Origin of the sequence: Dyadobacter sandarakinus (genome assembly GCF_016894445.1) — a bacterium.
GTDB classification, from domain to species: domain Bacteria; phylum Bacteroidota; class Bacteroidia; order Cytophagales; family Spirosomataceae; genus Dyadobacter; species Dyadobacter sandarakinus.
Window position 1 is genome coordinate 4,619,080 of sequence record NZ_CP056775.1, and the last position, 20,015, is coordinate 4,639,094.

Here is a 20,015-nt window from a genome sequence, read left to right on the forward strand (position 1 = left end):
CAGGTAATCAACCCATGAACTACCAGCATATCATCAGCCAGGAGCTGAGCGAGGCACAAAAAGTGCTCGACGGATTTTTAAGTGACCCTGCTCAGCTCGAAAAAATTGAGCATGCAGCCGGATTAATGGCGGAAGCGATCATTCACAATGGCAAGGTCCTGTCCTGCGGTAACGGGGGCTCGCATTGTGATGCCATGCACTTTGCGGAAGAACTTACCGGCCGCTACCGCGATAACCGGCGGGCATTGCCGGCAATCGCCATTTCGGATGTCAGTCATCTGAGCTGTGTAAGCAATGATTATGGCTATGAATATGTATTTTCAAGATACATTGAGGCATTAGGACAGCCGGGCGATGTGCTGCTCGGGCTTAGTACCAGCGGCAACTCGGTCAATATTATCAAAGCAGTGGAAGCTGCCAAAAACAAGGGAATGAAAATCATCATCCTTTCGGGCAAAGATGGCGGAAAGCTCGCGGGTCTGGCTGATGTTGAAATCCGTGTCCCTCACTTCGGCTATGCCGACCGCATTCAGGAAATTCACATTAAGGTGATCCATATTTTTATGTTACTAATTGAAAAAATGGTCATTATCAACTAAGTACATACACTTCTCTCATGAACGTCCGGCCATCAGCACTCATTATCAAAGACCATGCAGTACTTACACTGCGCTACTGCTACGGCAACCAGGAAGTATTTGCATTGCCCGGCGGCAATCCGGATCCAGGTGAATGCCTGCGGGAAGCACTGGTCCGTGAAATTGGAGAGGAAATCTGTGTGGAGGCTACCATAGGCAACATGGTTTGCTGTGGAGAGGTAATCTGGACCGAACCCCGGAAAGAGACCCTGCACATGGTATTTGAAGCAACCATCACCGGCGAGCCGGTACTTGATCCCGGCCAGACAACTGCCCTCGAAATTGTGTGGCTGCCGCTGCCGGAAGTGACAGGTAAGATCCTTTACCCGAATGTCGGCGCGCAAATTCAGTCGTATCATACGCTTCCCTACTCACCTTTTATAGGTCCTATTGATCAGCCCTACGTGCAATAAGCTTCCTATATCTGCCCTCTACGTTTCTATAAAAGAGAAACATGCCGTATTTTTGCGTTTTTTAAAAGGCAGCAGGGTAAATGGAAAACGAAAAGAAGGAGAAGCTATCTGCCTACCTAGTGAAGAGGGCAGATAAGGATGTTTTGTCGAGAGGGCGTTCCATTTATAGCAGCGGTGGATTAAAAGTTGCGAAGCTCGATTATAATGGTCCCGGCATAGCGGAATTTAAGGTCAAGAGCGACTATTCCATTCAATACTACCAAATACACATCCGTAACTTTCTGACACCACAGATATCTACGGAATGTTCATGTCCCTACGGTAACGGAAACCTCTGCAAGCACCGGGCAGCAGCTATTTTGTATATTCTTGACAAAATGCCCAGCATTCGTCAGGTACTGCACGAAATGGAAAGCTCGGACATCGAACTTGCAGAAATCAAGGAAAATCAGCTACGGAACCTTGTAATGGACGATACCTGGAAAAACCGGGAGCAAGTCACACAGGTTGAAATCACGGATGCAAAAGACGGTAAAGCTGCCTGCACTGTCGAATACAGCGGGCACCAGAACCAGGTTCACTTTGAACGCATTTCCGGTACACGCAAAATCCATACTTCCTGTACTTGCGGACAAAAGTTATGGGTTCCTCTCTGTGAACACAAGCTGGCAGCACTTCTCAAACTGAAGGAAGAGCTTGGAGAACGCGCGTTTGAGGTCATGCGGGATTTTACAGCAGAAAAAAATGCATTGCTGGCCGAGTACGGCTACTCGCTTGCCGACCAGATCAAAGGAAAGTTCGACTTTAAGCTGGATGAAGAAGGTGCATTGTACCTTGTGAAGCTTGACCCGGGTTTGCAGAAAGTAGGTCCGTACCAGGACTGGCAAATGCTGCGTGAGCGGATTTTACCCGAGCAAGCCGTCACGTTCAATGTATCAGGCAATGGGGGTACCCAGGACGACGAGGACCGCATGTCGATCTTTGTTTTTTGGCCCAAAGGCAAAAACCACCTTCTTGATGTAGGATTCGGGGTTTTTTCGGTCAAATTCAGCTCAAAATCTGAAAAGGTTACCAATATCCGGAACATCGCAGGCGGATCAAGCCACTACTATGCTGCTGACGAAATTCCGGTACTTACCGAGTCCGATGCCAGGCTGGTGCGCATCGCCAAGCATTGGGAAGAAGGATTGCAAAAGTTTATCCGCAAGCAGGGATGGGCTTACAATGCTTACCTGCATTTTGACGATGTTACGCCTGAGCAGCGGTTAGAAGCCCGGAACTACGTCGGAAAGCAGATTATACGCGTTTTCAATGATCTCGATGCAGAGCGGCTGTACCTGTCGGACGGCGATTATGTGACCAGCAACAACCAGCTCACACAATTGCAGCTCCACCGCGAGCCTGTCAGGATTTTCTTCGTGCTTACGGAGGATAAGGAATTTATTACGCTTAACCCCTACATTGAGCTCAAACCCGGCAGCCCGATCGAGTTGCAAAAGGTGATCTCACTGGATAGTTTCTGGCTGGGGGTTTACAATGAAAATACATTATTTCGCTGGGCAGGCATCAGCGAGGCCGAAATGGCAGCATACCTGAGTGAAAACGGCTATCGTGTCCGCGTCAAAAAGGAATTTTCATCAGAGTTCCTGCGCGACTGGATTGTTCCGCTGACAGGCCGGTTTGATATTATTTTCCAGACCCGTCATGAGATCGAGTCAAAGTCATTGACTTACAAAAAGACGCGCATTTACCTTAAAGAAGACGATGCAAACCTGCTGATAGTGCCTGCTTATGTTTATGAGCAGGAAAATGGAAGTGAGCAGGAATTTTTACACGATCTGCGCAAAACAAGAACCGGCTTTGATGAAAACCGGATAACCATTGAGCAGCGCAATACCAATGCCGAGAACGAGGTTTGGGAGTGGCTTAGATCATTGCATCCTTCTTTCGGGAACCAGCTGGGGCAGCCGTTTTTCTATATTCCGTTTGACCATGTAATGAAAGACGGGTGGTTGTTCGGCTTTGTGGAGGCAGCAGGTAAGAAGCATCATGAGCTGCTCGGATTTAAAGAGCTGAAAAAAATGCGCTTTAACCCGCACAGGGCAGTTGTAAATGTTCGGGCCTCTTCGGGTATTGACTGGTTTGATATGCAGCTGGAAATCACATTCGGCACGCAAAAAGTTACCCTGGCAGATGCGAAGAAAGCATTGTTGAAAAAGCAGAACTACGTGCAGCTGGAAGACGGAACACTGGGTGTACTTCCGGATGAATGGATCACCAAAATCCAGCCGCTTCTTCAGTTCGGGAAAGTGGAGGACGATCGTATCAGATTATCAAAGATCCATTTTTCGCTGATAGACGAACTTATTTCGGAGATCGACAGTGAGGATGTATTCAGGGAATTGTGGGAGAAAAAGCAAAAGCTGCTCAATTTTAAGCAAATACCGAATGTAGCCCTGCCTGATAATATCCAGGGTACGCTGCGGCAGTATCAGGAAGAGGGTTACAAATGGATCCACTTTCTGGATGAATTCGGCTGGGGAGGCTGCCTGGCTGACGATATGGGTTTGGGTAAAACGTTACAGATGCTCACGTTTTTACAAAAACAAAAAAATGTCAACCCACATCATACGAACCTGGTCGTAGTTCCTACTACATTAATTTTCAACTGGCAGGCAGAGGCTGCAAAGTTTACACCCGACCTGAGCCTGTATGTGCACCGGGGTATGACGCGGCGCAAGGATATTGATTTTTTCAGGGAGTACGACATTGTGCTGACTACTTATGGTACCATGCGGAGTGATGTAGAGCTCTTGCGGCATTTTGAATTTCACTACATTATCCTGGACGAGGCGCAGGCCATCAAAAATCCGGATTCACTCACCTCCAAAGCATCGCGGCTGTTGCATGCGCATAACCGACTGACCATGACAGGTACGCCGGTCGAGAACAATACCTTTGACCTGTATTCTCAATTTGAATTCCTTAATCCGGGTATGCTTGGCCATGCAGACTTTTTCAGGACGGAATATGCTACGCCCATTGATAAGTACCAGGATAAGGAAAAAGCGGAGGAGTTAAGAAAACTGGTATATCCATTCATGCTGAAACGCACGAAGGAAGAGGTTGCCACTGACCTGCCTGACAAAACAGAAACAATCCTGTTTTGTGAAATGGGTCAGCAGCAGCGCAAGGTTTACGATACTTTCCGGGAAAGATACCGGGTGGAAATCGCCGAAAAGCTGGCTACCGAAGGTTTGAACAAAAGCAGTTTCCTGATTCTGGAAGCCTTGCTTAAACTCAGGCAGATATGCGATTCACCTTCCATTTTGTCCGGAGAAGAGCATTATGGAAACGAGTCGGCAAAGCTGGAAGAAATCATCCGGGAAATTGAGGAAAATGCCTCCAATCACAAGATTCTGATATTTAGCCAGTTTTTGGGCATGCTCGACCTGATCCGTACACATCTGGAAAAGGTAAAAATCCCGTACGAATATCTGGACGGCCAAACTGTGGACCGGGCCGGACGCGTAAGCCGCTTCCAGAATGACCAGACCTGCCGGGTTTTCCTCATGAGTCTGAAAGCTGGCGGTGTAGGGCTTAATCTTACAGAAGCTGACTATGTGTACCTCGTAGATCCATGGTGGAACCCTGCGGTAGAGCGGCAAGCCATTGACCGTACACACCGGATCGGGCAGACGAGAAAGGTATTTGCTTACAAAATGATCTGTAAAGATACCATTGAAGAGAAGATCCTCCTGTTGCAGCAGCGGAAGCAAGACCTTGCGGAAGATCTGGTGGGCGGAGAATCCGGATTTGTTAAAAAACTAAGTCAGGACGACATTCTGGGGCTTTTCAGTTAAAGCCCCGGAATGTTTTCCTAATTGTTCAGCAGCACCTTGCCGGTTGTTGCAATGTTAAGCAAATTGTGGTTCAAAAGCCTCGATCCTTCATCAACGCGGGTAGCAGAGTCCAGGGAAGCTATTTCCTGCTCAACACTTACGATTGCCGCAGTCTTTTCACCGTTCTGATCATTCCTTTTTCTTACAAAAGGTGCGGAAGCGCCGGCCAGCCTGCCACCATCTGTCGGCAGATCATATACTTTTTCTACATTAATATTCACTATTGCTTTATTTCTGGCTTCTTTCTGCATAATGCATAAGCCTAACAGGAGTGATGCTATTACAAGCGTAATTCGATTTTTCATAACAAAATTGCCTTTTATTAGGAACTCGTACTTACTTCATACTGGCTTAAAGAGCAATTTTCAGGCCAAATGGTTGGAAAAAGTACAACAATGTATTCCTCAACAAGGCAAGCAGGCATACCTGCATCTTTATAGTGCTATTTTGTTGCAGAATTGCGATATTTTGCCCGTTATTCAATGATATCAAAACCGCAGTACGGGACCAATGCAGCGGGAATGCGTACTGTTTTGTCGGCTTGCTGATTATTTTCGAGCAATGCCGCTACAATCCTTGGTAATGCCAGTGCCGAGCCATTCAGTGTATGCAGCAGCTGCGTCTTTTTGTCCGCATTTTTATACCGCAGTTTAAGCCTGTTGGCCTGGTATGTTTCAAAGTTTGACACTGAGCTGCATTCAAGCCAGCGTTCCTGGGCCGCAGACCATACTTCGAAATCATATGTGAGGGCAGAGGTAAAGCCCATATCCCCTCCGCAAAGCCGGAGAATACGGTACGGAAGTTCCAGTTTGTCGAGCAGGGTACGTACGTGTGCCACCATTTCTTCCAGTGCATTGTACGAGTCTTCCGGACGGTTGATCTGCACGATCTCAATTTTATCAAACTGATGCAGCCGGTTCAGGCCACGAACGTGAGCACCCCAGCTGCCAGCCTCGCGCCGGAAACAAGGCGTATAGGCCACATTTTTAACGGGAAGATCAGCATCTGCCACAATCACGTCACGATACAGGTTTGTTACCGGTACCTCGGCGGTAGGAATCAGGTAAAGATCATCAGCGGCATCATGGTACATCTGTCCTTCCTTATCCGGCAACTGACCCGTCGCAAAACCCGACTCGGCATTTACCAGAATCGGCGGCTGTATTTCGGTATATCCGGCCGCAGCAGCCTGATCCATAAAGAAAGAGATCAATCCTCTTTGCAGCCGTGCTGCTTTGCCCTTGTAAACCGGGAATCCTGCACCAGTAATCTTATTTCCCAGCTCAAAGTCGATGACAGGGGCATTTTTCCCTCCCAGAATTTTGATCAGATCCCAATGCGGCAATGCACCAGCGGGCAGGGTGGGCTTTTCTCCTGATTCAAGTACTACTTCGTTGTCGTCTGCACCAAAGCCGGCGGGCACGCTTGCATGAGGCAGGTTCGGGAGTTTTACAAGTTCATCGAGGAGCGTTTTTTCAAATGCCTTATGTGCTGTCTCCAATTCTCTGGAACGTTCCTTCAATGCAGCAGTTTCGGATTTAGCTGCTTCGACTTCGGCCTGCTTGCCGGACTTCATCAATGCACCGATTTCGCGCGCCTTTGCATTGGATTGGGCCAGTACATCGTCCAGCTCTTGCTGTGTGTCCCGCCTTTGCTGGTCGAGTGTGAGGATCTGGTCAACTGCTTCCTCTGCATTCTTGAAATTTCTTTTTATTAAACCTGCAATGGTTTCGTCCCGGTGATCCCGGATGTAGTTAGTCTGTAACATGCTAGCCTGCGCTATGAATTGAATAGGTAAATGGAGTAGCTTATGGAGCTGTAAAAATATCCTTCATTGCATCCTCATAGTAAAACAACCGCTCGTTCAACACGTTCAGCGCCTCTACTTTATGACGGGTATGAATCAGCAAGGAAAGATTATGTTCAGACGCTCCATACGAAATCATTCGTATAGGGATGTTTTTCATAGCATCCAGTACCTTCAAAGCAATTCCTTCTTTATCCGCACTGAAATTTCCTACAATGCAAATGATCGTCTGATCACGGTCATGTTCCTCTAAATCAGCAAACTCCCGGAGCTCAGCCGTAATTTTATCCAGACTTTCGGAGTTGTCGATGGTTACGGATACGGATACCTCTGATGTCGTAATCATATCCACCGGGGTTTTGTATTTTTCAAAAACCTCGAACACTCTACGAAGGAATCCGTAGGCATTCAGCATACGGGTTGAATGGATGTATATGGCTGTAAGATTATCCTTTGCAGCAATCGCCTTGATGTCCCTGTCGGAAGTTTGATTTGCAATGAGTGTTCCGGGGGCTTCGGGCTGCATTGTGTTTTTTAATCGTACCGGAACACCGCGCAGCTTGGCAGGCGTAATGGTACTCGGATGCAGGATTTTAGCACCGAAATAAGCCAGTTCGGCAGCTTCTTCGAATGTAAGTTCCCGGATCGGAAAGGTACGCTTCACAACCCGCGGATCATTATTATGCATTCCGTCAATGTCTGTCCAGATCTGAATTTCGTCCGCCCGGATAGCTCCGCCAATCAGAGACGCTGTATAGTCAGATCCTCCACGTTTCAGGTTATCTACTTCCTCCCGTGGGTTCCTGCATATGAATCCTTGTGTGATGATGGTCTGCCTGTCTGTATATTGATTTAAAATTGTTGTCAACTTCTCTTCAATAACCGGAAGCTCGGGTTCACCGTCGGCATCAATCCGCATAAAATCCAATGCAGAAAGAAGTACGCTGCTTTCCCCCTTTTCTTCAAGGTAAGCCTGGAACATTCTGGTACTCAATATTTCGCCCTCAGCAACAAGTTCCTTTTCCTGACGGATTGTAAATGGTTTGATACCAACCAGCGAATTGATGTAACCAAATTCCGCATCTACAATTTCCTGTCCTTTTGCAAGTCCTTCTTCGGTACTGTAAAGTTCCTTGATAAAAAGATTGTAATGCGTTTTCAGATCCTCTATCTGTGTGGTAACTTTTTCTTCCTCGTAGGCCTTTGCAGCTTCGCCTATCGCAATTAATGCGTTGGTTGAACCCGACAGCGCGGACAGTACCACGATCTTACGGCTGGGATCGTTATTGAGAAGTTCTCGGATTGAATGCATACGTTCAGGCTTACCCACCGACGTACCCCCGAATTTCCAGACTTGCATACTTATATGGATTGGTAAATTTGATTCTAAAAGAAAAAACCTCCTGATATATTCTTCTTAAGACCCAGCATTTTGATTGCGGTCATAGCAGCTTCATCTCCCTTATTCCCGTGCACCCCTCCTGCCCTATCGAGTGCCTGCTCCATGTTATTGGGGGTCAATACACCAAAAATGACAGGCTTACCTGTTTTAATACCTACATTCGTCAGCCCATGCGCTACGGCATGGTTGATGTAATCATTGTGCTTTGTTTCACCCTGAATAACCACTCCCAATGCAATTACGGCATCAATGTCTTCCCTGCCCGCAAACCATTGCGAACCCAATGTAAGCTCAAAGCTTCCCGGCACATTGCCGCGTTCAATGTTTTTTTCGCGCGCTCCATGTTGCAGCAAGGTGTTGTATGCTCCTTCAAAAAGTTTTTCCGTCACCTCGCTGTTCCACTCGGCTACCAGTATCCCAAACTTTTTATCAGATATATCCGGCAGGTCATTTGTATTAAAAACGCTTAGGTTTTTGTCGGCACTTGACATATTATTTTCTGTTAAAATGATCCAAGATTAATAAAAAAAGGATAAAACCTTATCGGCTTTATCCTTCCAAGAGACAGTAATAATTATACTATTATTTGCCGACCTGTCCCTCCAAAAGTCCCATGTATTTCTTTGCATTCACCACTTCTGACGAAAGCGGGAATTCATCGATAACCCGTTTATAGGTTGACACTGCATCAGCCGGCTGATTTGCTTTTTCTTGTGCAAGCGCGAGTTTCATCAGGTAAACGGGTGTGAAATACTCGTTCTTTTCAGAATCAACTGCCTTTTTGTAGTATGAAATAGCTTCCGCAGGTTGATTTTTTTCAAAATATGCGTCCCCAATCAGAGACTGAGCGCGGGCATGAACCAGAAGATCAGAAGAACTGAATGATTGCAGGTGGTTGATTGCGTCATCAAATTTACCTTGCTTCAAAAGGGCTACACCTGCATAAAAGCTGGCCAGGTTGCTTGCATCTGTTCCTTTATAGTTATCAGCAATTGAAAGCAAGCCTTCATTGCCACCGCTTCCGTTCAGGGCTTTCTGCAAAGAATCTGCTTCAAAATCATAAATTACGCTTGACAATGCATTCTGTGCGGTACCTTCCTGACTTGCGATATAAGCCTTATAGCCTGCAAAAGCCACGATTGCCAGCAGAATAGCCGCCCCGATACCCAAAACTACCTTCCGGTTTTTAATGAAAAAAACCTCGGCCTTGCTGATTTTCCCAGCGAGCGCTTCAGGTGTTTCAATGATCTCAAGCCCGGATCCGTCTGCGTGTTTCTTGCTCATATAAGTATTCGAATTTGGAGTGCAAATTTACGAAAGTTTTTAAGTCAAACAACTTAGGAAACAATTCTTTGCATGCTGGTAAAGCGCTGGTCCTATAACAAAACTGCCCGGCTTATAACCGGGCAGTTTTGTTTTGCAAAAGGTGAAAATAGATTAGCTATAAAGCGGGAATTGCTTCATCCATTCATTCACTTCCCCTTTTACCGTATTGATCTTACTATCATTATCGTGATTGCTTAAAACAGTATCGAGCAGTTCAACGATCCGCGCCATGTCCGTCTCTATCAGTCCCCGCGTGGTCATGGCAGCCGTTCCTACCCGGATACCGGAAGTAACCATAGGCGATTTATCATCGAACGGTACCATATTTTTGTTGATCGTGATATCGGCTTTAATCAATGCATTTTCGGCCAGCTTACCGGTAAGACCAGAATCAACTCCGTTTTTGGTACGCAAGTCGATCAGCATCAAATGGTTATCTGTCCCGCCAGAAATAATCCTGTATCCTTTTTCAACAAAAGCCGCCGCCATGGCTTGGGCGTTTTTAGCAACCTGAGTTGCATAGTTGTAATATCCTTCGCTCAAAGCTTCACCAAAAGCAATGGCTTTTGCAGCGATAATATGTTCAAGAGGGCCGCCCTGTGTTCCTGGAAATACACCCGAATCAAGGAGTGAAGACATGGTTCTCAGCTGACCTTTTGGCGTTTTGATTCCAAATGGATTTTCAAAATCATTACGCATCATGATTACTCCCCCACGTGGACCACGAAGTGTTTTGTGCGTGGTAGTTGTAACAATATGGCAATGATCAAACGGATCATTCAGCAAGCCCTTTGCAATCAGTCCGGCAGGGTGCGAGATATCAGCCATCAATAAGGCACCAATTTGATCAGCAATATTGCGCAGGCGCTCATAATCCCAGTCACGGCTATATGCAGATGCGCCGCATATAAGAAGCTTCGGGCGCTCCTTCAATGCAGTCTGTTCTACTTTATCCCAGTCGATCAGTCCTGTTTCTGCTTCTACACCATAAAAAACAGGCTGAAAGTATTTGCCGGAAATATTAACCGGCGAACCATGCGTAAGGTGACCGCCATGAGAAAGATTGAAGCCCATGATCTTATCGCCCGGGCTCAAACAAGCCAAAAATACCGCAGTATTGGCCTGTGCACCCGAGTGTGGCTGCACATTTGCCCAGGTTGCACCAAAAAGCTCTTTCAGGCGATCAATGGCAATTTGTTCAATTTCGTCTACCACCTCGCAGCCGCCGTAGTAACGCTTGCCTGGAAGGCCTTCGGCATACTTGTTGGTCAGAACGCTGCCTGATGCTTCCATTACCTGCCGGGAGGTAAAGTTTTCAGAGGCAATCAGTTCGATACCTGATTCCTGACGGTGCTTTTCACGGTTGATCAGGTCAAAAATCGTGGTATCACGCTCAATGCTGGTGAGTGTAGACATCGGATATTGGTGTAAAATGGTGTGACGATTGGAATAAGGTGCAAAAGTACAATCATTTGTTGGCTAACGAAATTTGCTTCCAGGATTTCTGTCAAGTTTTTGTTTGGCACTCTTGCTTGCTCACTTTATACGATTTGTAAGGATCAAGCGTGATGAAGTTCTTTTTAAATTATTTTAATAATATACGTCTGTAAATTGTATTTTTGCGGCTAGTTGCCAGGCTGATAGCTTTTTTATATCTTTTTATCCAAGTTCCAGGCTACATCACAGCCGGTTTTTCTCGAACTCTTAATCAATTTCTCAAAAGATGAGCCAACAACCGTTGAATCCTCAAACCATTTTAATGCAAACCACTAACCATTCCAAGAATACCAAAGGTACCATTGGACAGCCTATCACTTACGAAAAGATACCCACACAGATCTTTGCCGATTCAAAAGAGGCTTCGAACGCAGTAGCTCAGGAAATTGCAGACCTGATCCGCCAAAAACAAAGTGAGGGTAAACCTTGTGTTCTTGGCCTGGCTACGGGCTCGTCACCTAAAACTGTATATGCCATTCTGGTTCGGATGCATAAAGAAGAGGGTTTGAGTTTCAGGAATGTCATTGCTTTCAATCTCGACGAGTACTACCAAATGGAGCCTGAATCCATTTACAGTTACCACCGGTTCATGAAGGAGCAGCTTTTTAATCATGTTGACATACCTCAGGAAAATTATTTTATTCCTGACGGTACTGTTCCATCGGCTGCTTTGCGAGACTATTGTATTTCTTACGAGAACAAAATAAATGCTGTTGGTGGGCTGGATTTCCAGCTTTTGGGGATTGGAGGAAATGGTCATATCGGTTTCAACGAGCCAGGCTCACTCATCAATTCACGTACCAGACTGATCACGCTTGATCATTCTACAAGGGTCGCAGCAGGTATGGAATTCGGCGGGCTGCACAACGTTCCCCGTAAGGCAATTACATTGGGCATTGCTCCTATTTTAAATGCCAGAAGAATTGTACTGCTGGCTTGGGGCGAACGTAAAGCTTCTGTCATCAAAGGCGCGGTTGAAGGCCCTGTAAGTGAACTAAACCCTGCTTCGTACCTACAGGCACATTCTGATGTTACGTTTGTAGTGGATGAAAGTGCTGCATCAGAGTTGACCAGAATTAAAACTCCCTGGGCTGTGGATACGGTCGTTTGGGATAATAAGATGATCAAAAAAGCGGTAGCTCACTTATCAAAAATACTGGGCAAGCCTATTTTAAAGCTTACAGACAAGGATTATAATGATAATGGGATGAGTGATCTCCTCGCACAATACGGTGCTTCCTACGAGATCAACATCAATGTTTTTAACCAGCTTCAGCATACTATTACGGGTTGGCCGGGTGGCAAGCCCAATGCGGATGATACCTATCGGCCTGAACGTGCACAACCTGCCAAAAAACGTGTGCTGATATTTAGCCCGCACCCGGATGACGATATTATTTCAATGGGCGGCACATTTCAGCGCCTGGTTGATCAGGGTCATGAAGTTCATGTAGCATACCAAACTTCTGGCAATATTGCCGTAGCTGATGATGAAGCATTACGGTTTATCGACTTTGTTGTTGACTTCAATGGTGGCTTCAGCATTAATAGTCCCGAAACAACCAAGCTGTTTCAGGATGCCAAAGAGTTTTTAAGACATACAAAAGACAGTGAGATTGACACTCCTGAAATTCGTAAAGTAAAAGGTCTGGTTAGAAGAGGAGAGGCAAAAGCAACTTGCCGTTTTGTAGGTATTCCTACAAGCCAGGCCCATTTCCTGGATCTGCCATTTTACGAGACAGGTACAGTTCAAAAAAAACCCATTGGAGAAGCTGATATTCAGATCGTGGAAGATCTGATTGAAAAAATTAAGCCGCATCAGATTTATGCTGCCGGCGACTTTGCCGATCCACACGGAACTCACAAGGTATGCTGGGATGCAATTGAGGCTGCGCTTAACAGATCCAAGGAAAAAGACTTCATGAAGGACTGCTGGGTATGGTTATATCGCGGTGCATGGGCAGAGTGGGATATTTACGAAATTGAGATGGCTGTTCCTATGAGCCCGGATCAGGTTCTAAAAAAGCGTCAAGGCATATTCAAACATCAATCTCAAAAGGACGGCGTAGTTTTTCAAGGAGAAGATTCCAGGGAGTTCTGGCAACGTGCAGAAGAAAGAAACAGAGGTACAGCACAGCTTTATGATGATCTTGGCTTGGCGGAGTATGAGGCAATGGAGGCGTTTGTTCGTTGGAAGTTCTGAAAGTAATTATTTTTTGCATAGAAAAAAGTCAGTAGTAATTGGACTGCCCCATAAGTTGGACGGTTTAAGAATTAACGATTAGTGTGATGAGTCCGGTATTGTACCGGGCTCATTCTGTTTAGATTAAGCCTGATCCTGTCGTGGTTGTAATAATGGATGTATTGTTTTATTTCTGTTTTCAACTCCTGCACTGAGCGGTACTGTTTGAGATAAAACAACTCGGACTTGATAGTGCCAAAAAAGTTTTCGATTACAGCATTATCCAGGCAGTTGCCTTTTCTGGACATGCTTTGTGTAATCCCTTTGTCGGCCAGCATACGTTGGTAAGCCTTCATTTGGTATTGCCAACCCTGGTCTGAGTGCAGTATCAGCTCTGTTTCTGGATCTAATTTCCTGAACGCGGCTTTGAGCATATCGGCCACCTGCTTGAAGTTGGGGATTGTGAGAGGTTATAACTAACAATCTCTCCATTAAAAAGGCCTATAATGGGCGATAAATACAGCTTCTGGTCTTTGACCTTGAACTCTATTACATTTGTTGCCCATTTCTGGCCGGGACGCTGGGAGTGAAAAGCCCTTTTCAGAACATTGGGTGCAACCCTGCCCGTCTTTCCTTTGTAAGAACAATACTTCCTGGTGCGTATTAGTGGGCGCAGCCCTGACTGCTTCATCAGCTTCAAAACCGTTTTGTGGTTGATGCAGGTGCCTGTATTTTTCATGGCCAGGGTAATCCTGCGATAGCCCAGCCTGCCTTTGTGCTGGTGGTATATCGTTCTTATCGTTCTGCTCTGACGTTTTGCATCCTCATGCTTGCCGGGCACCGACTTGGTTTGCAGGTGATAGTAGAAGCTGCTCCTGGGGATTTTCAGGATTTGCAACAATAATTCAACCGGGAATTTTGACCTTAGCTCATAAGCAATCACGCTTTTTTCCTTGCGCTGCTTCTTGCTGCTCCTGCTGGGCTAAGGCTTCCAGCTTTTTTAGAATTTCATTCTCCGCACGCAGGTACAAATTCTCCCTTTCAAACTCTTCCAGGCGGGTAAGAGGGCCGTAGGTTCTTTTGAATGTGGTTTTCTTTGTTATTGTGCGGGGCCGGCCAGGAGAATTGTTCAAACCATTTACACCAGACTGCTTGTATTGTCTGACCCAGCTAAACAACGTACTGATACTGAGTATTTTGTATGTAAGGCAGCATTGGCTCAAAGATAGCCCTTTGTCATGATAAGCCTTTACTACCCGCAACTTAAATTCTGTCGTGTACAAACGGCCATATTGAGGAAGAAGACTCGGCACGCTATGAAGTTGATAGTGGCTAACCCACTTTGTATCAGATACCTGGTATGCCAAATTCTTTTGACAAACCATTGAAAGTAGCTCCTTTCAAATACAAGCTGACTAGTGTCAGCCTAAACTCTAGATTGTGTTTTCTGTCTTTACCAATAAAAAATGCCCCCAAGAAGTGTCTAACTTTTTGGGGGGAGTGCAAATTGACCAGGCTTTTTCCTTTATATTAACAAGATATGCTTCCTTGAACTAGGAAGAAAAGTAAAGCTCTTTAATTCCAATTCATAAATAGTAGTACCTAAACATTCCCACATACACCATTCAGGCCACAATCCAGTAGTCTAAAGCGAAAAAAAGACCATCTTTTGAGGGATGGTCTTATGGATAATGATTGTGGCGGCTACCTACTTTACCGGGTTTGATCCAGGTATCATCGGCGGTACGGGGCTTAACTTCTCTGTTCGGGATGGGAAGAGGTGTACACCCGTCCAATAGCCACCAACAAGCTCTTTGAGTTCAATGATTGAATGATTGAATTTCGAATGATTGAATAATGCTTTATTCTCTCATTGGGTCACCGCAGCGGCGGGCCGTTCATTCATTCGGTCATGCTTTTTCATGTCATATTGGAAGTAGAAGAGAAAAAGATAAAGATTAAATGTGCAAGCTGTTGGGTAATTAGTACTGCTCAGCTGAATGTGTTTCTACACTTATACCTGCAGCCTATCAACGTCGTAGTCTACAACGACCCTTATGTGGAAGATTCATCTTCGGGCTAGTTTCGCACTTAGATGCTTTCAGCGCTTATCTATTCCCCACATAGCTACCCGGCCATGCTACTGGCGTAACAACCGGCTCACCAGCGGTGGGTCCAACCCGGTCCTCTCGTACTAAGGTCAGCCCCCGTCAATCTTCCTACGCCCACCACAGATAGGGACCGAACTGTCTCACGACGTTCTGAACCCAGCTCGCGTGCCACTTTAATCGGCGAACAGCCGAACCCTTGGGACCTTCTCCAGCCCCAGGATGTGACGAGCCGACATCGAGGTGCCAAACCTCCCCGTCGATGTGAGCTCTTGGGGGAGATCAGCCTGTTATCCCCGGCGTACCTTTTATCCTTTGAGCGATGGCCCTTCCATACAGAACCACCGGATCACTATACCCTGGTTTCCCACCTGCTCGACCCGTCGGTCTTGCAGTCAAGCCTGCTTGTACTATTGCACTCCACACACGGTTACCAAGCGTGTTGAGCAGACCTTTGGAAGCCTCCGTTACACTTTTGGAGGCGACCACCCCAGTCAAACTACCCACCATGCACGGTTCCTGACACAAGTCAGGTTAGATCCCAGGCCAGCGAAGGGTGGTATTTCAACGTTGGCTCCTGAACGCCTGGCGACGCCCATTCACAGCCTCCCACCTATCCTACACATCCCTGACCCGAAAACAATGCAAAGCTATAGTAAAGGTGCACGGGGTCTTTCCGTCCCGTGGCGGGTAAGCGGCATCTTCACCGCTACTACAATTTCACCGAGCTCACGGCCGAGACAGTGCCCAGATCGTTACACCATTCGTGCAGGTCGGAACTTACCCGACAAGGAATTTCGCTACCTTAGGACCGTTATAGTTACGGCCGCCGTTTACTGGGGCTTCGATTCAATGCTTCCCTTGCGGTGACATCCCCTCTTAACCTTCCAGCACCGGGCAGGTGTCAGGCCCTATACGTCATCTTTCGATTTGGCAGAGCCCTGTGTTTTTGCTAAACAGTCGCCTGGGCCATTTCTCTGCGGCCTCTCTTTGCAGAGGAGGCTCCCCTTCTCCCGAAGTTACAGGGTTAATTTGCCGAGTTCCTTAGCCGTGATTCACTCGAGCACCTTAGAATATTCTTCTCGACTACCTGTGTCGGTTTACGGTACGGGTTGCTATAAGCTGGCGTTTCAGAAGCTTTTCTTGGAAGTATCTTCGCCTGTTCGCTTTGCCCGTAGGCGCCGCTCAACGCACTATTCCGTCAGTACGTACAAGCCATGTTACTCCGTCACTTCTTCACACTTACAGCAAGGGCAGGAATATTAACCTGCTGTCCATCGGTGTTCACCTGTCGGCTATACCTTAGGCCCCGCCTAACCCTCCGTTGATTAGCATAGCGGAGGAATCCTTAGTCTTTCGGTGTGCGGATTTCTCATCCGCATTATCGTTACTTATGCCTACATTTGCTTTTCTCACCAGTCCAGCGCAGCTCACGCCACACCTTCACCCCTGTGAGAATGCTCCCCTACCGATCAGTATAAATACTATCGCATAGCTTCGGTAATATGCTTGATGCCCGTTTATTATCGATGCCCGCCCCGCTCGACCAGTGAGCTGTTACGCACTCTTTAAATGTATAGCTGCTTCCAAGCTAACATCCTGGCTGTCTCTGCAGTCGGACCCCCTTAGTTCAACTTAGCATATATTTTGGGACCTTAGCTGATGCTCTGGGTTGTTCCCCTCTCGGACTGGGACCTTAGCACCCCAGCCCTCACTGCCGTGTATATCATGCCCCATTCGGAGTTTGTCAGAATTTGGTAGGATTTGACTCCCCCTAGTCCTATCAGTAGCTCTACCTGAACATGACTCAACCACAACGCTGTTCCTAAAAACATTTCGGGGAGTACGAGCTATTTCTCAGTTTGATTGGCCTTTCACCCCTACCCTCAGTTCATCCGAAAACTTTTCAACGTTTACCGGTTCGGTCCTCCACGATGTGTTACCAGCGCTTCAACCTGACCAAGGGTAGATCACAAAGTTTCGCGTCTACGGCCACTGACTAATCGCCCTATTCAGACTCGCTTTCGCTTCGGCTCCTGTTCTGCAAACATTAACCTTGCCAGTAACCGTAACTCGTAGGCTCATTATGCAAAAGGCACGCCGTCACCCATTACAGGCTCCGACCGCTTGTAAGCGCATGGTTTCAAGTTCTATTTCACCCCGCTGCTCGCGGTACTTTTCACCTTTCCCTCACGGTACTCGTTCACTATCGGTCTCTCAGGAGTATTTAGCCTTGGCGGATGGTGCCGCCGGATTCAGAGGGGATTCCACCGGTCCCCACTTACTCAGGATACCCACTCAGATAAAGTCACTGCCTGTACGGGATTCTCACCCTCTATGATTGGCCTTCCCAGACCATTCCAGTTCGCTCTTTATCCACTTGATGGGTCCTACAACCCCAGTTTGGCCGTAACCAGACTGGTTTGGGCTGTTCCGCGTTCGCTCGCCACTACTTGCGGAATCACTATTGTTTTCTTCTCCTGCGGGTACTTAGATGTTTCAGTTCCCCGCGTTTGCCCCCCGTAGGGTAATGTAGCTTCACTACACTGGGTTGCCCCATTCGGATATTTACGGATCAATCAGTATGTGCCTGTCCCCGTAACTTTTCGCAGCTTATCACGTCCTTCATCGCCTCTGAGAGCCTAGGTATCCCCCATGCGCCCTTAAGTCGCTTGCACGACCTTATTCTTCTTCTCTTCTACTTTTCCAATATGTCAATGAACTCGTTACTACTTCTAACAGCAGTAATGTGGAGAATAACGGATTCGAACCGTTGACCCCCTGCGTGCAAGGCAGGTGCTCTAGCCAGCTGAGCTAATCCCCCAAAGTTTTCAATACTCAAAAATCAGAAACAATTTTCTGACCGCAATCCTTGTATTCCGTGGGCCTGCGTGGACTCGAACCACGGACCTCGACATTATCAGTGTCGCGCTCTAACCACCTGAGCTACAAGCCCTAATATATGATAAAGATAAACCAAAAGCAGAATCTTTCGTCTCCAGAAAGGAGGTGTTCCAGCCGCACCTTCCGGTACGGCTACCTTGTTACGACTTAGCCCCAGTCGCCGATTTTACCCTAACGGTGTCTTTAACCTACCGCTTCAGGTCTCCCCGACTCCCATGGCTTGACGGGCGGTGTGTACAAGGTCCGGGAACGTATTCACCGCGTCATAGCTGATACGCGATTACTAGCGATTCCAGCTTCATAGAGTCGAGTTGCAGACTCCAATCCGAACTGAGAACGGCTTTTTGGGATTGGCATCACCTCGCAGTGTAGCTACCCTCTGTACCGCCCATTGTAGCACGTGTGTTGCCCTGGACGTAAGGGCCATGATGACTTGACGTCGTCCCCTCCTTCCTCTCTGTTTGCACAGGCAGTCTGGCCAGAGTCCCCACCATTACGTGCTGGCAACTGACCATAGGGGTTGCGCTCGTTGCGGGACTTAACCCAACATCTCACGACACGAGCTGACGACAGCCATGCAGCACCTTCACAACAGCCATTGCTGGAATATCCATTTCTGAATACGTCTATTGTGATTTAGCCCAGGTAAGGTTCCTCGCGTATCATCGAATTAAACCACATGCTCCACCGCTTGTGCGGACCCCCGTCAATTCCTTTGAGTTTCACCGTTGCCGGCGTACTCCCCAGGTGGAGGACTTAACGGTTTCCCTAAGCCGCTGATACCTGCGTACCAACAGCGAGTCCTCATCGTTTACAGCATGGACTACCAGGGTATCTAATCCTGTTTGCTCCCCATGCTTTCGTGCCTCAGTGTCAAACCAATCGTAGCCACCTGCCTTCGCAATCGGTGTTCTGGATGATATCTATGCATTTCACCGCTACACCATCCATTCCGGCAGCCTCCAATTATTTCAAGCCCATCAGTATCAATGGCACCTCAACCGTTAAGCGGCTGTATTTCACCACTGACTTAATAGGCCACCTACGCACCCTTTAAACCCAATAAATCCGGACAACGCTCGCACCCTCCGTATTACCGCGGCTGCTGGCACGGAGTTAGCCGGTGCTTATTCATTCGGTACCGTCACACAAGGACGCATCCTCGCTCTTCTTCCCGAATAAAAGCCGTTTACAACCCTGAGGGCCTTCATCCGGCACGCGGCATGGCTGGGTCAGACTTGCATCCATTGCCCAATATTCCCTACTGCTGCCTCCCGTAGGAGTCGGGCCCGTATCTCAGTGCCCGTGTGGGGGATCAACCTCTCAGCTCCCCTATCGATCGTCGCCTTGGTAGGCCGTTACCCATACCAACTAGCTAATCGAACGCATGCCCATCTACCACCGATAAATCTTTAACAAATAGTACCCATGCGGGACCCCTGTGTTATGCGGTATTAATCCGGGTTTCCCCGGGCTATCCCCCAGTGATAGGTAGGTTGCATACGCGTTACGCACCCGTACGACAGTGACGTTGCCGCCCCTTCGCCTTGCATGTATTAAGCCTGCCGCTAGCGTTCATCCTGAGCCAGGATCAAACTCTCCATTGTAAATTCTATTTAGTGTCTCCTAAAAAACACTTTGTCTTTTCTAAACGAGTATTTCTTACTCTTTTGGTCTATCTCATCATGTCAAAGAACAAGCCAATCACGCTTACAAACCTTTTGTTTGTTTCGCTGTTTGCGATTGGGATTGCAAAGGTAGAAAAAGACTTTTTCAAGTCAATACCTGTGCCGAAAATATTTAGGAATATTTGAAAGTTCTTTTTTCTGTTCAAAT

General features: G+C 47.1%; 13 protein-coding genes, 2 tRNA genes and 3 rRNA genes. 4 read left to right on the forward strand and 14 right to left on the reverse strand.

Annotated features, from left to right (window positions below; all coding sequences use genetic code 11):
* The first annotated feature begins 14 nt into the window (after positions 1-14).
* The 3 genes from lpcA (at position 15) to HWI92_RS18865 (ending at position 4,914) form a co-directional block, all read left to right on the forward strand.
* Complete coding sequence (lpcA, locus tag HWI92_RS18855; protein WP_204658160.1) at positions 15-599, forward strand: D-sedoheptulose 7-phosphate isomerase; 585 nt, start codon at positions 15-17, stop codon at positions 597-599.
* A gap of 17 nt (positions 600-616) precedes the next feature.
* Positions 617-1,051, forward strand: a complete 435-nt coding sequence (locus tag HWI92_RS18860) for an NUDIX domain-containing protein (protein WP_204658162.1) — start codon at positions 617-619, stop codon at positions 1,049-1,051.
* Positions 1,052-1,131: 80 nt separating this feature from the next.
* Entirely contained in the window at positions 1,132-4,914 is a 3,783-nt protein-coding gene (locus tag HWI92_RS18865) for a DEAD/DEAH box helicase (RefSeq protein WP_204658164.1), read from the forward strand.
* Between the two features lie 17 nt (positions 4,915-4,931).
* On the opposite strand, the gene HWI92_RS18870 is transcribed toward HWI92_RS18865, so the two are convergent.
* The 6 genes from HWI92_RS18870 to glyA all read right to left on the reverse strand — a co-directional run bounded on the left by HWI92_RS18870 (position 4,932) and on the right by glyA (position 10,904).
* A complete protein-coding gene (locus tag HWI92_RS18870; RefSeq protein ID WP_204658166.1) occupies positions 4,932-5,258 on the reverse strand; it encodes a hypothetical protein in 327 nt (108 codons plus the stop codon).
* A gap of 170 nt (positions 5,259-5,428) precedes the next feature.
* The gene (serS, locus tag HWI92_RS18875) at positions 5,429-6,721 is read right to left on the reverse strand and encodes a serine--tRNA ligase (protein ID WP_204658168.1); all 1,293 of its coding nucleotides are present in this window, start codon (positions 6,719-6,721) and stop codon (positions 5,429-5,431) included.
* A 40-nt stretch (positions 6,722-6,761) separates the two neighbouring features.
* The gene (locus tag HWI92_RS18880) at positions 6,762-8,120 is read right to left on the reverse strand and encodes an aspartate kinase (protein ID WP_204658170.1); all 1,359 of its coding nucleotides are present in this window, start codon (positions 8,118-8,120) and stop codon (positions 6,762-6,764) included.
* Between the two features lie 26 nt (positions 8,121-8,146).
* Positions 8,147-8,653 (reverse strand): 6,7-dimethyl-8-ribityllumazine synthase, encoded by a 507-nt coding sequence (ribH, locus tag HWI92_RS18885; RefSeq protein ID WP_204658172.1) that lies wholly within the window; start codon positions 8,651-8,653, stop codon positions 8,147-8,149.
* A gap of 91 nt (positions 8,654-8,744) precedes the next feature.
* Positions 8,745-9,446 carry a tetratricopeptide repeat protein gene (locus HWI92_RS18890; RefSeq protein ID WP_204658174.1) on the reverse strand — a complete coding sequence of 234 codons (702 nt, stop codon included), beginning with the start codon at positions 9,444-9,446 and terminating at the stop codon, positions 8,745-8,747.
* Between the two features lie 153 nt (positions 9,447-9,599).
* Positions 9,600-10,904, reverse strand: coding sequence for a serine hydroxymethyltransferase (gene glyA, locus HWI92_RS18895; protein WP_204658176.1), 1,305 nt, complete (start codon positions 10,902-10,904; stop codon positions 9,600-9,602).
* A 343-nt stretch (positions 10,905-11,247) separates the two neighbouring features.
* On the opposite strand from glyA, the gene nagB reads away from it, so the two are divergent.
* The gene (nagB, locus tag HWI92_RS18900; RefSeq protein WP_204664688.1) at positions 11,248-13,188 is read left to right on the forward strand and encodes a glucosamine-6-phosphate deaminase; all 1,941 of its coding nucleotides are present in this window, start codon (positions 11,248-11,250) and stop codon (positions 13,186-13,188) included.
* A gap of 71 nt (positions 13,189-13,259) precedes the next feature.
* On the opposite strand, the gene HWI92_RS18905 is transcribed toward nagB, so the two are convergent.
* From HWI92_RS18905 to HWI92_RS18940, 8 genes are all read right to left on the reverse strand, one after another.
* The gene (locus tag HWI92_RS18905) at positions 13,260-13,601 is read right to left on the reverse strand and encodes an IS3 family transposase (RefSeq protein WP_229248308.1); all 342 of its coding nucleotides are present in this window, start codon (positions 13,599-13,601) and stop codon (positions 13,260-13,262) included.
* Positions 13,574-14,068 carry an IS3 family transposase gene (locus HWI92_RS18910; protein WP_204658180.1) on the reverse strand — a complete coding sequence of 165 codons (495 nt, stop codon included), beginning with the start codon at positions 14,066-14,068 and terminating at the stop codon, positions 13,574-13,576. Before HWI92_RS18910 ends, HWI92_RS18905 begins: the two co-directional genes overlap by 28 nt.
* Before the next feature lie 28 nt (positions 14,069-14,096).
* Positions 14,097-14,450 (reverse strand): helix-turn-helix domain-containing protein, encoded by a 354-nt coding sequence (locus tag HWI92_RS18915; RefSeq protein ID WP_204658182.1) that lies wholly within the window; start codon positions 14,448-14,450, stop codon positions 14,097-14,099.
* Between the two features lie 412 nt (positions 14,451-14,862).
* Positions 14,863-14,974: ribosomal RNA gene (gene rrf, locus HWI92_RS18920) — 5S ribosomal RNA — on the reverse strand.
* Between the two features lie 155 nt (positions 14,975-15,129).
* A 23S ribosomal RNA gene (locus tag HWI92_RS18925) occupies positions 15,130-17,953 on the reverse strand.
* A 72-nt stretch (positions 17,954-18,025) separates the two neighbouring features.
* Positions 18,026-18,099: transfer RNA gene (locus tag HWI92_RS18930), tRNA-Ala, on the reverse strand.
* 58 nt (positions 18,100-18,157) lie between these two features.
* Positions 18,158-18,231: transfer RNA gene (locus HWI92_RS18935), tRNA-Ile, on the reverse strand.
* A gap of 46 nt (positions 18,232-18,277) precedes the next feature.
* Positions 18,278-19,786: ribosomal RNA gene (locus HWI92_RS18940) — 16S ribosomal RNA — on the reverse strand.
* Together the 16S, 23S and 5S rRNA genes with 2 tRNA genes alongside form the textbook arrangement of a ribosomal RNA operon.
* Positions 19,787-20,015 lie beyond the last annotated feature (229 nt).